This is a genomic window from Acinetobacter sp. RF15B (genome assembly GCF_007558235.1).
In the GTDB taxonomy this organism is placed as follows: domain Bacteria; phylum Pseudomonadota; class Gammaproteobacteria; order Pseudomonadales; family Moraxellaceae; genus Acinetobacter; species Acinetobacter lwoffii_C.
In genome coordinates, this window is record NZ_VLSR01000008.1 from 59,373 (window position 1) to 74,432 (window position 15,060).

The following is a 15,060-nucleotide window of genomic DNA, read 5'->3' on the forward strand; positions in this document are numbered from 1 at the left end:
TATTTTTTCACCTTGAATGGTTTACAAGAAAATATTTATTAAGATACAACTAAAATCTATAAAAAAAGCAAAAAATTTTCGCCCTAACTGGATTAAACTCTGGAGTATAGGGTAATCATGCAGCAGTCCCGCAAATCCAGATGACGATATTCCAAAAATATTCTGGGCTTTTTTCCTGACGTTGACCTTCTGCATGAGCACGATTATAGACAAAATCTATGCCGTAGTTCCCGCGACCGCTTCATCCAAGAGCACGGTACGCCAGACTACAAAGGAGCTCTTTCATGATGTTGGCAGATCCAAGTAAAAAATATCGTCGCATGTATCAACGTGTCGATCTTCCAGACCGTCAATGGCCGAATAATGAAATCACCAAGGCCCCAATCTGGATGAGTACCGACCTGCGTGATGGTAACCAGGCGATCTTTGAGCCAATGAACATCGAGCAGAAGTTCAAAATGTTCCAGATGCTGGTAAAAATCGGTTTCAAACATATTGAAATCGGCTTCCCATCTGCATCGCAAATTGATTTCGATTTTACCCGCAAATTAATTGAAGAAAATCATATTCCGGACGATGTCTACATTGAGGTGTTGGTACAGGCACGTGATCATTTGATTCAGCGTACTTTTGAATCTTTGCAAGGTGCAAAACGTGCAATCGTGCATATCTATAACTCGAACTCGCCGACCTTCCGTCAAAAAGTCTTAAATGTTGATGTTGCTGGGGCCAAGCAGCTTGCCATTAATGCTGCAAGCAAAGTTAAAGAATACGCCGCCAAACAGCCTGAAACCGAGTTTGTTTTTCAGTACAGCCCTGAATGTTTTACAGCAACTGAATTGGAAGTGGCTAAAGATGTTTGTGATGCAGTGACTGAAATCTGGGAAGCTTCTCCGACCAATAAAGTGATCTTGAACTTGCCGGCAACAGTTGAGGTCTCAGGTCCTAACGTCTATGCCGACCAGGTAGAATGGATGCATCGCAATATCCAGCGTCGTGACGGCGTGATCATTTCGGTGCACTGCCACAATGACCGTGGTTGCGGTATTGCAGCTTCTGAATTGGCCATTATGGCCGGGGCTGATCGTGTGGAAGGCTGTGTCTTTGGAAATGGCGAACGTACCGGTAACGTCGATGTGGCTGCGATTGCTTTGAACATGTATACCCAAGGTGTTGCACCGAACTTGGATTTCTCCAACATCAACGAAATTATTGCCACTGTTGAAGAATGTACCGGTTTGCCTGTACACCCACGCCATCCCTATGCTGGTGATTTGGTCTTTACTGCCTTTTCCGGTTCGCATCAGGATGCGATCAAAAAAGGTTTTGAGTTCCAGAAAAATGAAGAAATCTGGGATATGCCATATTTGCCAATCGACCCGAAAGACTTGGGCCGTGACTATGATGCAGTGATCCGGGTTAACTCACAATCAGGTAAAGGCGGGATTGCCTATTTGTTAGAATCTAACTACAACGTGACCTTGCCGCGTCGTTTACAAATTGAATTCTCGCAAATCGTCCAGCAAAAAACCGATGAAGACGGTACAGAAATTTCTGCTACTGAAATCTGGAAACTGTTTAAAGAAACCTATGTGGCTGCTAAAGATGCCCATTATTCAGCCAAGAACTATCGTTTGTCTGATGAAAATGGCAGTCAGGTGATTGAACTTGATCTAGAGATTGAAGGTCAGTCTCGTCATGTACGTGGCCAAGGCAATGGTCCGATTTCTGCGATCTTAGATGCGCTGCAACTGCCAATTGATGTTGTAAGCTATGAAGAGCGCAGCATCAGTTCAGGTGCCCATGCCAAAGCTTTGGCCTTGATTGAGCTTCAAGTCAAAGGTACAGGCAAGTCTGCATTCGGTGCGGGAGTCCACGACAACATTGTGACCTCTTCAATTGAAGCCATTATTGCCTGTACCAACCGCCTGATTGAACAGGGAGTATTAAGCACTGATCAGGTGATTGCTGCAGCGGTCTAAGCTACAGTATAAGAATTAACTATCATTCATAGCATTAAAATGACTTTTGAAGGATACCTGCAAATGGTATCCTTTTATTATTCATATTAAAGTTTTAAGGCGAATCATTCCCGTGTCTTTTCCAGCAGACTCAGTGGGCATTGTAGTCCCACAAAAGTTCCAATTTGAAGAGCCGTTAGAGCTTGAATGCGGTCGCATCCTCCCACGTTTTGAACTGATGGTTGAAACTTACGGCGAACTCAATGCCGATAAGTCCAATGCCATTCTGATTTGTCATGCCTTGTCAGGCCATCATCATGCAGCGGGCTATCATCATGAAGATGACAGGAAACCCGGATGGTGGGATGCCTGTATTGGTCCAGGCAAAGCCATCGATACCAACAAGTTTTTTGTGGTGGCGCTCAACAATATTGGCGGCTGTAGTGGTTCGACCGGTCCTATCTCTCCTAATCCAGAAAATGACAATCGCCCGTACGGTCCAGACTTTCCACTGGTAACGGTACGGGACTGGGTCAAGACTCAAGCCATCCTGTCTGACCGTCTTGGTATTAAGGTCTGGTATGCGATCATTGGAGGATCGCTCGGTGGCATGCAGGCCCTGCAATGGTCTGTGGATTATCCAGACCGTTTAAAGAAATGTGTCATTATTGCCAGTGCTCCAAAGCTTTCGGCACAAAATATTGCGTTTAATGAAGTAGCGCGCCAGTCGATTCTATCTGATCCGGATTTTCACAATGGCCGTTATCTGGAACATGACAGCTATCCAAAACGCGGGTTGATTCTGGCACGGATGGTGGGTCATATCACCTATCTGTCCGAAGAAGCCATGAAACAGAAGTTTGGCCGTGATTTAAAATCAGGCAAATTTATGTATGGTTTTGATGTCGAGTTCCAGGTAGAAAGTTATTTGCGTTATCAAGGTGAACAGTTCAGCCGCAACTTCGATGCCAATACTTATCTGATTATGACCAAAGCGCTGGATTACTTTGATCCTTCACGTGAATATGAACAGTCTCTGGTCAAGGCGATGGCACATACCCAGTGTCAATTTCTGGTGGTGTCTTTCTCTACGGACTGGCGTTTTGCGCCTGAGCGTTCACAAGAAATCGTGGATGCTTTAATTACCAATCATAAACCGGTCAGCTATTTAGATATTAATGCTGAACAGGGCCATGACTCCTTCTTATTTCCAATTCCGCTGTACGTTAAATCCCTGCGTGCATTCCTGGGTGGTGAAGAACACCTGAAAACAACCCCGCAGGAGGCTGTGTAATGCGTATTGACCAACAACTTGCTGAACGCTGGATCAAGCCAGGCTCACGTGTTCTGGATCTCGGCTGTGGCGATGGTGAATTGCTCGCGCACATGAGCAAAAAACACAATATTCGGGCGTATGGATTGGAAATTGATCAGGAAAAGATTGCAATTGCAATCAGTCGCGGGTTAAATATCATCCAGCAGGACTTAAATCTCGGTTTAAGCCGTTTTGCCGATCAGTCTTTTGACTATGTGGTAATGGCACAGGCCTTACAGGCCGTAGATGCACCAGACGTATTACTGCGTGATATGGTGCGCGTAGGTAAACAGGCGATTATTACTTTCCCGAACTTTGCCCACTGGAGAACCCGTTCTTTTCTGGCTTTAAAAGGGAAAATGCCGGTTTCGGAGGCTTTACCTTATATGTGGTATGACACACCGAACATTCACCTATGCACCTTCCGTGACTTTGAAGCTCTTTGTGCGGAAAATAATATTAATATTATTAATCGACTCGCTGTAAATGGGAATCAACAGGACAGCTTGCTCAGCAAGCACCTTCCTAATCTGTTTGGTGAAGTCGCAATTTATCGAGTGAGCGCTCTATGAAAAAATTATTAATCACTACGACGCTACTGGCGGGACTTTTTAGCTTAAATGCCCATGCAGATTATGTTGCGCCAAGCCCATCGGTGGCAAGCCAAGCCGCCCAATATTCAGTTATGGACATTAATAGCCTGATTAAAGCTGCCAAAGCTGGTCAACCGGGAGCACAGTTCTATCTGGCGACTAAATATCAGTATGGCAAAGACATTCAAAAAGATGAGCGTCAGGCTTTTAGCTGGTATAAAGCTGCTGCGGATCAAGGCTTAGCCGTAGCCCAGCTAAATGTAGGCCGTATGCTAGCAGATGGCATCGGTACTAAAAAAGATGAAACGCTTGCCCGCCAGTATTTTGAAAAGGCAGCTAGCCGTGGCGATAACCGTGCCAGCTTTAACCTTGCCATGATGGAAGAGAAAAAGAAAAATTATATGGGCGCCTATCAGTGGTATGAGCTTTCTACCCGTGACGGCATGCTGGACAATAAGGTTATCAGTCTTTCTGAAGGCAAGAAAACGGCTCTGGCTGCCAACCTGACTCAAGATCAAATCCGTCAGGCACGTGACCGTGCAGACAAATGGATTCAGGCACAATAAGCTGGATTTGCAAAAGAGCACCTTCGGGTGCTTTTTTATAGCCTGAACTATTGCCCAAAATGCTCAGGCACGTCCTCAAAGAGATTTTTGTAGCCAGTTTTTTGCTGAAACTGAGCATCCAGCTGTTGAAAAAACAGCACTGTCAGCCCTATCGTCAGATAAAGCAAACCTTGTTTAAAAAAAGCTGCCATAATTTTAACACTGCATAAACTTAAATCATTCATGCATTAGAATGAAAAACCATCATCATGTAAAATGATTCTTAGAGATAGCTATTATCTGTTTTTGAGATATTTTGAGATAAAAGTATGCAGTTAAAATCCCTGGAAATTTTTCTGACGGTTGTTGAGCTGGGAAGTTTTTCTCTGGCTGCCAACAAACTGTTTACGGTTCAATCCAATATCACCAGCCACATTAAAAAACTTGAGTCCGAGCTAAACACTGAACTGCTGACCCGTAAAACACCAGTCAGAACGACCAGAGCTGGCGAACAGCTGCTCACTTATGCCAGAAAAATCCTGTCCCTGCATGATGAAGTGAAAAGTATTTTTATTGAGGAAAAGCCCTATCCTTCGCATCCGATCCAGATTGGCAGTATGGAAACTACTGCTGCTGTCCATCTGCCGCAGATCTTAAACAGATTTTCTGCAAGCTTCCCTGCCCTATCCTTCAGCTTGCAGACCGCCCCCAGCCGCACACTGATTGAAGCCGTACAGGATGCTCAGCTGGACTGTGCCTTTATTGCCAGTCCTGAGCCAGTGCATGGTTTTTATAATCTGCATCTGTTTACAGAACAGCTGGTGGTGGTAACTTCAAAAAATACCATGCAGCCCTTGACTGCCGCAACGCTCCAACAACAGAAATTTCTCGCATTCCGCCAAGGATGCAGTTACCGTCGTGTCATCGATTTATTTTTACAGAGTCGACAGCTCGCCGTTTGTCATATTATCGAAATGGGTAGCCTGGACGGTATTATGAGCTGTGTCAGCATGAATATGGGAATGGCAATTTTACCGCGCTCCTATGTTGAGCAGTCACATTTTAGAAATGCAGTAGACGTTTTGGAAATTCATGAGCCTTTTGCCACCATGAACACCTACCTGATTGCAGATCAACCGGCTTGCTGGAGCAGCAATTTAAAGCATCTGGTGAAGCAGCTCACCGCATCAAAAGATGAGGTGGTATAAACTTAGGTAAAATTACCGACTTTAGATTGAATTCGGTTAAAATCACCTGTTCCGTATTTTCAACTCATAAGTGGCGAATATATGTCAGCTCAGGCTTGGTTATCTCAGGGAACCTTGGTACTTGCAAGTAATAACAAAGGTAAAATTGCTGAATTTGAAAAACTGTTTGCAGAGTTACAACTGCCTGTCGACGTCGTTCCGCAAGGTCAGCTGAATATCGAAGATGCGGTCGAAGATGGGTTAAGCTTTGTAGAAAATGCCATTATTAAAGCCCGTCATGCAGCAAAGATTTCAGGCAAACCTGCGATTGCCGATGATTCCGGTATTTGTGTGCCTGTATTAGGCGGTGCACCGGGAATTTACTCGGCACGTTATGCAGGCGAACATGGCAATGATGCAGCTAATAATGAAAAGCTGTTAAGCAAACTCAAGCCGCTGCGTAAAGAAAATGAAGTCATTGACGGTATGTTTGTTTGTGTATTGGCACTGGTCCAGCATGCCGAAGATCCACTACCACAAATTTTTCAAGGCATCTGGAAAGGTGAAATTCTGGAAGCTCCTCGTGGCGAAAATGGTTTTGGTTATGATCCCCTGTTCTGGCTACCTGAATTGCAGTTGTCCGGCGCAGAAATGAGTAAAGAGGAGAAAAATAAAATCAGTCATCGTGGTCAGGCCATGCAGCTGTTTAAAGCGAGTCTAGAGAAATAAGCGAGCACAACAAAGCCCTTCTTCCCTTTGAGGAGGGCGTTAGAAAGCGATAAACAAGCCCTTTGTTATTCAAACCATGTCCCGGTATTGATCGAATATTTATAAACCCGGGACCCAGATATGCAAGATCATGCCATAAAGCGCGATGAGTATGGCACTGGCAATTGTTCCTGACGCAATATATTTGGCTGAATGGCCTGTACCCTGATAATGCGTTTCTAGCGCCACAATATTGGCCGCAGGCGGTAATAAAAAATACATCAGCATGACGGCATAAATAAGGAGTTGAGGTGGAATCTGCAAAGTGAAATAAGCGGCTGCTGTCAGTCCCAGCGCAAGTATAAAGCGGCCACTGATAAGCAGCAGGCTACGTTGCAGATCTCGTAAATGAATCCGCACTTTACTCAGCCACATGCCTAAAATGCACATTCCGCTAAAAGTCACCAGTACTTTATTGGCCTGATACCCCCATTGCACGACCGGATGCATTTCATAAGCCCTCAAGTCCCAAAACGACAGGACTGCGGCAATACTCAAAGCAATAACAGGTGGAGAGATCAGGACATTTTTAAGAATAAATTGGGGAGTCTGCCCTGTGGAGCTGACGGCCAGAATAGCCGCAACATTGCCAAACAGTGACCCCCCAATATACAGCGCCACAATCGTACTACTGGCATCAGGTCCAAAAACGGCCAGAGCAAAAGGAAAACCCAGCCATACCCCATTTAAATAGCTAAAACACAGGGCACGGAGTTTATCTTTACTTAAAGCATAAAACAGGCTGAACAGCAAAATGGAACTGAATACGCTAAAGCCAAGCAGCCACAGGCTGCCTTGCTGATAAAACACCATGTTATAAATGATAACGAGTGGAATCAGCACCCGGGCCAGCATTGCTGCCATGAAGGGGCGAAGGGATTTTAAATATTGAACGCCCCAATATCCGGTTAAAAAAGAGATCAGAGGCAGAAGCAGCGCCATACCCGACAGGACTCATTTGTATCAATGTAAAAAATCCTATCATATTCAGTCTTGCTTCTTCTCTTGTCTTCAAAAAGAAATATAACCGTCACCTCTGTGTCATAAAAGCCTGTTGAGATAGAGCCATAATATAAAGAGGATAAAATGATGGCTGGATTATCAATTTGGCATGTACTGATTTTTGCAATTGTGGTGATTTTATTGTTCGGTACATCAAAGTTAAAAAACCTGGGCAAAGATGTAGGTGGTGCAATCAAAGATTTTAAAAAGTCAGTGAAAGATGAAGAAGCTGAACAAGCGCAGCTGCAACAGCCACGCACGATTGATGCACAAGTAAAAACACCTGAAAGTTCAGTCAAAAGCTAAGAGACTGCCATGCTCAATATTGGAATGACCGAGCTGTTTATCTTCGGGATCATTGCACTTTTGGTGCTGGGGCCGGACAAGCTACCTGAAGCTGTACGTTTTGTCGGCAAATGGTATGGCAAAGTTAAACGTACCGTCAGCAATATTCAAAATGACCTGGATCGTGAATTGCGTTTATCGGAACTGCGTGAACAAATGCAGACAGAGATGAAGCGTATTCAGGAGCTTGAAGCAAAAATGCAGGCACAAATGCAGAATTTGCAAAAACCGCTTGAAACTGATCAGGTGCAGCACAGCATGACGCGAGATCAATCAACTCTCAGCTATAAATCTTTAAGTTATGAACCTTTAAAAACCACTATTCCTGCGGTGTACTTGCCCTCTCGCAGTCAACCTAAAACTACTGTAGACCACCCCCAACAATATCTGGATATGAAGGTAGCCGTATGAGTTCCTTGCCTACTGCCCATTCCGAAGCCATTCCTGAACAGCCGCTGCTTGAAGAGATGCCCATTACCCAGCATTTGGTCATTCTGCGCAAATACCTGTTTAAAATTGTGGCGGTCCTGATCGGCCTGTTTTTCTGTTTATTGCCATTTGCCAATTCTACCTATCAGCTTTTGTCTGAGCCTCTACGTGCACAGCTTCCTGCCACATCGACCATGATTGCAACAGATGTGACAGCGACATTTATGGCGCCCTTTAAGCTTAACTTTTTTCTGGCATTGATGATCACTATGCCTTTTATTCTGTATCAGCTGTGGTCTTTTATTAAGCCTGCTCTGTATGCAAAAGAAAAAAGTCTGGCACTGCCGCTACTTTTGGGCAGTATTATTCTGTTTTATCTCGGAATCAGTTTTGCTTATTTTGTGGCTTTACCTTCAATTCTGCACTTTTTTATCAGTGTAGCCCCTGAAACTGTCGCTCCCATGACGGATATTAACAGTTACCTCAATTTCTGTTTAAAACTGTTTTTGGTTTTTGGCCTGACTTTTGAAATCCCGATTATTACCCTGGTGTTAATTTTAATTGGAGTGGTGAGTACCGAACAGTTAGTTGAAAAACGCAAATTCATTATTGTCGGATGCTTTTTTGTGGCCATGTTCGTGACGCCACCCGATGCCTTGTCGATGATTATGCTGGCCATTCCTATGTGGCTGTTATTTGAGACTGGGCTGTTGACCGGGAAGCTGATTGAGAAAAGACGTTTAAAAGATATCGAGACCTAAAGAATCAATCGAGAATAAAAAGAGGCGGCTACAACCGTCTCTTTTTATTTTTAATTCCAATAACTTATTTCACTTTATTGCAATATTTCCTTAAGCGTACTGTCATATAGCAGGCTTATGGTATGGAACAACTTCAACACAACTGAACACTTGATTTTAACAGGACTTTCAAATGCAAAATAAAGAAATGATACCTTGTCAGGACCTTACCGAAGATAGCAATACCTCAAATAATACCCATTTCCAAACGATTCTGAATCAATATATCAACCGTCGCAGCTTTATTGCCAAAACAGGCAGCGGCGCCATGGCTTTGGCATTTGCAGCGTCTGTAAGCGGTTGCTCGGATGACAACGATACCTCTTCTGGACCGACTCCGCCTAACCCAGATAAAGAAAATGATAAGCATGTATGGAGCGACCTGGCGCAACGTCCAAACAAGCTGTCTTTTGAAGCGGTTAAAAAAAATACCCAGAACTTTTTTAGTGTGCCTGAAGGCTACGAGCTTAATGTTCTGTATGCTGTTGGCGATCCGATCAATAGCAGCTATCCTGAAAAAACAGATTCTGAATTACCTTCAGGTCCATCTTACCAATTCCGCGCAGGTGATAACCACGACGGGATGTCATTCTTTGGCATGGACCCAACCAAGAAAAATTACTCATTAAAAGAATCAAAGCAAGGTTTACTGGTTTTAAATCATGAGTATCTACAACAATCTCAGTTACATACACCAGTAGGTACGATTACAACAGAAGATGGTAAACGTCCTGAAGACCAGATTATTCGTGAAGTAAATGCTCACGGTGTTTCAGTCATTGAAATTCAGAAAGATCCAAACACGCAAAACGTAAAAATTAATTTGAACTCTCCATTTAACCGCCGTATTACCGCTGCAACAGAAATGGAACTGCGTGGACCGGCACGTGGCTCAGACCTGGTCAAAACCCGCTTTTCACCAACGGGGACATTAACCCGTGGTACTTTTGCTAACTGTGGTAATGGGTATACACCTTGGGGCACTTATTTGACTGCCGAAGAAAACTGGAGTGGTTACTTCTCTCGTGATGAGGGTGATGTACGCCCAGATAATGAACAAGTTGCTTTAGCACGTTATGGCCGTGGCAAGTCTGCAGAAAGTCAATACCTTTGGGATAAGACAGATGCGGAACTCACAGGCGATCGTGATCTGTATGACCGCTGGAACATTACGGCTGATCCGAATGGCAATGCTTTAAGTGACTACCGTAATGCTATAAATACCTGTGGCTTTATTGTTGAAATTGACCCTTTCAGTGCAAACACTCGCCCGGTTAAGCGTACTGCACTCGGCCGTTTTGCTCATGAAGATTGCCGCTCTAGTAATCCGATTGTGGGCCAGCCACTTGCATTCTATATGGGTGATGATGCTACGGGCGAATATATCTATAAGTTTGTCTCTGAAGCCGTTTGGGATCCTAAAGATGTCAATGGTGGCTATGCCGCAGGTGACAAGTATATGGATAAAGGAACCCTGTACGTTGCACAATTTAAAGAAGATGGTACAGGCCAGTGGGTTGAGCTAAGTTATGGTAAAAATGGTTTAGATCAGGCCAATACTACTTATTCTTTCAAAGATGCAGCAGATATTGTGGTCCATGCTCGTCTGGCCGCCGACCATGTGGGTGCAACCAAAATGGACCGTCCGGAATGGGTTGCGGTAAACCCTGAAAATGGCGAAGTCTATGTTACCCTGACCAACAACAGTAACCGTGGTCGTGCCTACCCAACTGATGCTGCAAACCCGCGTAGTTATGTCGATTTCAAAGGTTCAAGTGCCAGCAATTCAGGCAATATGAATGGTCATATCATCCGTTTCCGTGAAACTGATGACACTGTCACTGCCACTACATTTACTTGGGACATCTTCCTGTTTGGCGCTGAAGCACGTGCCGCTTCAAACATCAACCTGTCTGGTCTGGATAATCTCAATGACTTTTCTAGCCCGGATGGCATGTGGTTCGATCCACGCGGTATCTTATGGATTCAAACTGATGATGGCCAATATACCGACGAAACCAACTGTATGATGCTTGCTGCACTTCCTGGTTCCGTGGGCGATGGCCATAAAGCCTTTGCTGCAACCACCAAAGAGGAAGGACAAGAAACTTTTGTCGGTGCGCAGTTAAGCAATGATCGCGTACGTCGTTTCCTTGTTGGCCCGTCAGGTTGTGAAATTACCGGTGTTACCATTACCCCGGACTACAAAGCAATCTTTGTTAACGTGCAGCACCCGGGCGGCGCATGGCCTGCTAACCAAAGTGAGCGTTATAGCCGCTTAGGTAAAGTACCTCGCTCTGCCACTGTGGTGATTACCCGTAAAGATGGTGGTGCAATCGCAGGGGAAGCACTGGAAACAGCTCAGGCTTAATCCAGAGCTCTCAAAAATGCCGACAAATGTCGGCATTTTTTATTGCAGTGTGATGATTTTCTCTACCACTTGTCCTGCCATGTCACCCTGCTGGGATTTTTCCAGCCATTGCCACTGCCCCCTTTTCACTCTGAGGAAGTTCGAACAACGGGTGCCGTAAGTCGGGCTTTGAATAAAAGTCGAAGACAGCAGCTGTTCCATTTCAAGGCTGATTCCGGTTTGAGGTAACAGATCTTGAATCACCTGGCGCTCATCTTCCAAAATATCCCAAGCTGCATGATACAGCTCTGCTTCCGGAATACGGTCCTGTTGCAACATCGGCAGAAATTCCTGAGTAAAGCGCTTACGCAAATGGCGGTTTTTTTGCCAGTCTTCTGTTATCAGTCCATTTGAGACGACATACACCCCATGCGCCAGCACTTGTGGTGCTTCACCCCGATTGCTCATATACACCGCTTGATGCTGATCGCCCATAAACAGGTTAAAACCGGCATAATCACATTGATGCTTTTCCAGTTCCCGGGCAAAACGGATTGGCGGCAGCTCTGATTCCAGAAATTTCTGAATAATATGCCCGCGTGAGGTGGGATAATGATTCTGGTCCCGTCCATCACGAAAATTGGTAATCACCGCCCATCTTCCTGAAGCGGTAATGCCCATCCAGGTCCCACCAGACTGTAAGTCCTGCCCGGCAATAATCGGACTATGTTCCCATTCATATAAAGCATGCGTTGGACGCTGATAGAATTCATCACGATTTGAAATCAGGCAGACCGGGGTATCTTCCAGTACCTGCCAGGCTAAGGCCACTATACACATAATTGCTGCTCTCGATCTTTACACATTGAATGTACAACATTTTTCTTATCTTTCAGCTAAAATCTGTTCAAAACAGAATCACAAGGAACAGGAATGCTGACCTATCCAAATATTGATCCCGTGGCAATTTCGCTCGGGCCCTTGCAAGTCCACTGGTATGGACTGATGTATCTACTGGCCTTTTTATTTGCCTGGGGACTGGCAACCTACCGTGCCAAACAGCGTGGCTGGACCTCGGATATGGTGTCTGACCTGATTTTCTTTGGGGCTCTGGGGGTCATTATTGGGGGCCGGGTCGGTTATGTATTTTTCTATGGCTTTTCCCAGTTTCTGGAAAACCCTCTCTGGCTGTTCCAGATCTGGACCGGTGGCATGAGTTTCCATGGCGGCTTCCTCGGTGTGATTTTAGCCATGCTTTGGTGGTGCAAGAAGTATAACATGACCTGGTTCCAGACCCTGGATTTTATCGCACCTTGCGTACCGACAGGTCTGATGTTCGGCCGGATTGGTAACTTTATAGGCAGTGAACTGTATGGCCGCCAAGTTACAGATCCAAACTTTGCCTGGGGTATGATTTTCCCGACAGACCCCTTGCAGCTGGTACGTCATCCTTCACAGCTCTACCAAGCGCTGTGTGAAGGCCTGATTCTCTTTGTTGTGTTGTGGTGGTTCAGCGCTAAGCCACGCCCACGCATGGCAGTATCAGCACTGTTCCTGATCGGTTATGGCCTGGCGCGCTTCATCGTCGAGTTTTTCCGTGAACCGGACAATGGCCAGCTGTTTATTGGCTGGATGAGCAAGGGACAATTCCTGAGCCTGCCAATGATTCTGATTGGCCTCTGGATGATGTGGTATGCCTACCAGAAGAAAATTTATGACTGGGGTCCTCAGAAAAACTGTTAATTAGACCCACAACATTGCGAGGCAGCGGCCTCGCTTTTTTATTGAAAAAAATATGCTAAAGTAGTTTTTGTCTTTCCATTCCTCCATTCGTATGCTTGAGTTCTGGTTTAATCCGCAGCTATCTTTTCTGCAAAAACTGCTGTTTTTTATAGTCATTGCTGCCATGACGGCGCTACTGTACTGGATGCAACCGCTGCCACTGGATGCCATTTTAATGTTTGTCGGCACAGGCATTATTTTTTTGATTTGCCGTTACTGCAAAATACACTTTGCCTCTAAAAAGCCGACTGGCCTGCTCTATCGCGTCTTGACCTGGATTCCTTTGGCTTTAGTGATCAGTCTAGTTTTTATGCACATGCAGCAGGGTGAGATTTTACTTCCGGGTGCTCAGGGGATTGGCTTTATGACTTTGAGCATCTGTCTGTTTTCACCCCTGTCACTCTTGAACCAGAACCGGCAAGACCCAGAGCCACCTCATGCTTGAGCACTGGTACTCCAAACACTATACCCGTCAGATGAAACTGGTGGTGGTCATCATTGTCTGTCTTCTGATATATAGCGCTTCTACCGTGGCTCAGCTCGGCCCGATATCGATCAGCTTCAGTGTGGGAATTGGCCTAATGAGCTATGGACTGCGCCAGCTGCGTTTCAAGATTCCTACCGGCCATCCTTATGCCAATGGCTTTGCTGCGCTCAGCCGGGTCATCCCGATTGTCGCGATGGTCACCCTATGGGGTTATCTGCCGCAACATGCACAGGACTGGGAAAAATTTGCGCTGGCCTTACAATGTCTGGGCTTTGCAGCAATTGGACTTTTTCTGGCATCCATCTATGTCAAGCGGGCCAGACGCTGTAACGATTAAAACTCTGATAGTATTAAGTTAAAGGTCTGAAGCCAGACGATAATAACTATAAGTCAGGTTCTTGGTGCGATAGATTGCATGACTGTTTTGCTTAAAATCCGATACCCAGGCACTTCCTGAATAAGCAGCAATATGCCCATAACGATGCTTGGCGGTACGGTCAATAATATAAATATCGCCTTTTTTAGGACGGTCAAAAGACTGATTAATTTTCTTATATCCCAGTTGTTTCAAGGTACTTCCCCAGTCCGCTGCGGCCACCGGATGATTGACAATTTTTGCCCCGGAAGATTGCAATCCCACACGGATACTACGTGCACACTTTTGGGTACTGGTCCGGCGTGTAATTCCCTGTAAATAACTGGTGAATTTTTCAATATTGATACGGTGACCGTTACTCGAACCGACTGCCTTAGTTGCAGAAGCGGATGAGGTTTTTTTCGGGTTTTGTCTTGCTTGAGAACGCAACATGATATTCGCTTGAACAGGAGCATGTACTGCACTCACATTCACGGGCTGATCATAAACCATGTTTTTACCTACTCCTCCTCGCCGTAGATGTTGGCTTTCATTTCTTAACAAACGGAGAATACTAGACGGTTAAATGTTATTCTTCACGAATAAAATGTAATTAAATTTTTCTATTGTTGTTAAAGTATAACTAAAGCATTCTTTCTTTTGAGATTCTTTTTTCTGCACTTTTCATGAAAATAGTGAAATTTTATTTAGCTCTTTTAAACATTAGCCCCTACTTTTAAATTTTCTTCTTTACTCAACTTTTTAATCATGCACTGATCTATACATCTCGCATTTTCTGCTTTTAGCATTGAAAAACCAGAGTATATTACTCCCAGATTCGCTCTATCTATATTGCCTTTAGGGCAATTAAACTGAAAGTACAACATACTGATGAAAATCGGCTCACCTTTAAAAAATTGCATGAAATATACAATTCAATAAGCACAAAAGTTTACTGGTTCAGCACTGGAACTGCATGTTTACAACTCAGGCAATAAAGCCCCCATAAAAACCTGAATCACTGGTACATGATTAGCACGCTAAATAAAAGTGGTCGAAACTAAAACTTAAACTCGGCACACTCCTGGCCTGATCGGTGGCTAAGCCTGATCCATAGCACACCTTTGAACCATTCATCTGC

Annotated in this window: 16 protein-coding genes and 1 pseudogene; 13 read left to right on the forward strand and 4 right to left on the reverse strand. The window is 44.7% G+C overall.

Annotated features, from left to right (window positions below):
* Positions 1-284: 284 nt before the first annotated feature.
* From leuA to E2K74_RS07955, 4 genes are all read left to right on the forward strand, one after another.
* A complete protein-coding gene (gene leuA / locus E2K74_RS07940; RefSeq protein ID WP_151203358.1) occupies positions 285-1,982 on the forward strand; it encodes a 2-isopropylmalate synthase in 1,698 nt (565 codons plus the stop codon).
* A 112-nt stretch (positions 1,983-2,094) separates the two neighbouring features.
* Positions 2,095-3,255, forward strand: a complete 1,161-nt coding sequence (metX, locus tag E2K74_RS07945; RefSeq protein ID WP_151207002.1) for a homoserine O-succinyltransferase MetX — start codon at positions 2,095-2,097, stop codon at positions 3,253-3,255.
* The gene (gene metW / locus E2K74_RS07950) at positions 3,255-3,848 is read left to right on the forward strand and encodes a methionine biosynthesis protein MetW (protein ID WP_151203356.1); all 594 of its coding nucleotides are present in this window, start codon (positions 3,255-3,257) and stop codon (positions 3,846-3,848) included. Before metX ends, metW begins: the two co-directional genes overlap by 1 nt.
* Positions 3,845-4,435: a tetratricopeptide repeat protein gene (locus tag E2K74_RS07955; protein WP_151203355.1), complete on the forward strand. Its 591-nt coding sequence runs from the start codon at positions 3,845-3,847 to the stop codon at positions 4,433-4,435. Before metW ends, E2K74_RS07955 begins: the two co-directional genes overlap by 4 nt.
* A 47-nt stretch (positions 4,436-4,482) precedes the next feature.
* Here E2K74_RS07955 and E2K74_RS14530 read toward each other — a convergent pair whose 3' ends face one another.
* Positions 4,483-4,659: a hypothetical protein gene (locus E2K74_RS14530; RefSeq protein ID WP_153228201.1), complete on the reverse strand. Its 177-nt coding sequence runs from the start codon at positions 4,657-4,659 to the stop codon at positions 4,483-4,485.
* An 84-nt stretch (positions 4,660-4,743) separates the two neighbouring features.
* Here E2K74_RS14530 and E2K74_RS07960 point away from each other — a divergent pair, with 84 nt between their 5' ends.
* Both E2K74_RS07960 and rdgB read left to right on the forward strand, forming a co-directional pair.
* Positions 4,744-5,622 carry a LysR family transcriptional regulator gene (locus E2K74_RS07960; protein WP_151207003.1) on the forward strand — a complete coding sequence of 293 codons (879 nt, stop codon included), beginning with the start codon at positions 4,744-4,746 and terminating at the stop codon, positions 5,620-5,622.
* A gap of 81 nt (positions 5,623-5,703) precedes the next feature.
* Positions 5,704-6,330 carry an RdgB/HAM1 family non-canonical purine NTP pyrophosphatase gene (rdgB, locus tag E2K74_RS07965; RefSeq protein ID WP_151207004.1) on the forward strand — a complete coding sequence of 209 codons (627 nt, stop codon included), beginning with the start codon at positions 5,704-5,706 and terminating at the stop codon, positions 6,328-6,330.
* A gap of 99 nt (positions 6,331-6,429) precedes the next feature.
* Here the strand turns inward: rdgB and E2K74_RS07970 are convergent, their stop codons facing one another.
* Positions 6,430-7,311, reverse strand: coding sequence for a permease (locus E2K74_RS07970; RefSeq protein ID WP_151207005.1), 882 nt, complete (start codon positions 7,309-7,311; stop codon positions 6,430-6,432).
* Positions 7,312-7,458: 147 nt separating this feature from the next.
* Here E2K74_RS07970 and tatA point away from each other — a divergent pair, with 147 nt between their 5' ends.
* From tatA to E2K74_RS07990, 4 genes and pseudogenes are all read left to right on the forward strand, one after another.
* The gene (tatA, locus tag E2K74_RS07975) at positions 7,459-7,677 is read left to right on the forward strand and encodes a Sec-independent protein translocase subunit TatA (protein WP_151203351.1); all 219 of its coding nucleotides are present in this window, start codon (positions 7,459-7,461) and stop codon (positions 7,675-7,677) included.
* Between the two features lie 9 nt (positions 7,678-7,686).
* Positions 7,687-7,939 (forward strand): annotated as a pseudogene (gene tatB, locus E2K74_RS15130) (Sec-independent protein translocase protein TatB); the annotation flags it as partial.
* A gap of 184 nt (positions 7,940-8,123) precedes the next feature.
* Positions 8,124-8,906 carry a twin-arginine translocase subunit TatC gene (gene tatC / locus E2K74_RS07985; RefSeq protein WP_151203349.1) on the forward strand — a complete coding sequence of 261 codons (783 nt, stop codon included), beginning with the start codon at positions 8,124-8,126 and terminating at the stop codon, positions 8,904-8,906.
* Between the two features lie 172 nt (positions 8,907-9,078).
* Positions 9,079-11,316 carry a PhoX family protein gene (locus E2K74_RS07990; RefSeq protein ID WP_151207007.1) on the forward strand — a complete coding sequence of 746 codons (2,238 nt, stop codon included), beginning with the start codon at positions 9,079-9,081 and terminating at the stop codon, positions 11,314-11,316.
* A gap of 39 nt (positions 11,317-11,355) precedes the next feature.
* Here E2K74_RS07990 and E2K74_RS07995 read toward each other — a convergent pair whose 3' ends face one another.
* Positions 11,356-12,135: an NRDE family protein gene (locus E2K74_RS07995; protein ID WP_151207009.1), complete on the reverse strand. Its 780-nt coding sequence runs from the start codon at positions 12,133-12,135 to the stop codon at positions 11,356-11,358.
* A 93-nt stretch (positions 12,136-12,228) separates the two neighbouring features.
* Here E2K74_RS07995 and lgt point away from each other — a divergent pair, with 93 nt between their 5' ends.
* The 3 genes from lgt to E2K74_RS08010 all read left to right on the forward strand — a co-directional run bounded on the left by lgt (position 12,229) and on the right by E2K74_RS08010 (position 13,901).
* A complete protein-coding gene (gene lgt, locus E2K74_RS08000; RefSeq protein WP_151203346.1) occupies positions 12,229-13,038 on the forward strand; it encodes a prolipoprotein diacylglyceryl transferase in 810 nt (269 codons plus the stop codon).
* A gap of 91 nt (positions 13,039-13,129) precedes the next feature.
* On the forward strand, positions 13,130-13,522 hold the full coding sequence (locus E2K74_RS08005; RefSeq protein WP_151203377.1) for a hypothetical protein: 393 nt from the start codon (positions 13,130-13,132) through the stop codon (positions 13,520-13,522).
* Entirely contained in the window at positions 13,515-13,901 is a 387-nt protein-coding gene (locus tag E2K74_RS08010) for a hypothetical protein (protein WP_151207011.1), read from the forward strand. The genes E2K74_RS08005 and E2K74_RS08010 overlap by 8 nt, the downstream gene beginning before the upstream one ends.
* Positions 13,902-13,919: 18 nt before the next feature.
* Here the strand turns inward: E2K74_RS08010 and E2K74_RS08015 are convergent, their stop codons facing one another.
* Entirely contained in the window at positions 13,920-14,432 is a 513-nt protein-coding gene (locus E2K74_RS08015) for a CHAP domain-containing protein (RefSeq protein ID WP_151207013.1), read from the reverse strand.
* Positions 14,433-15,060 lie beyond the last annotated feature (628 nt).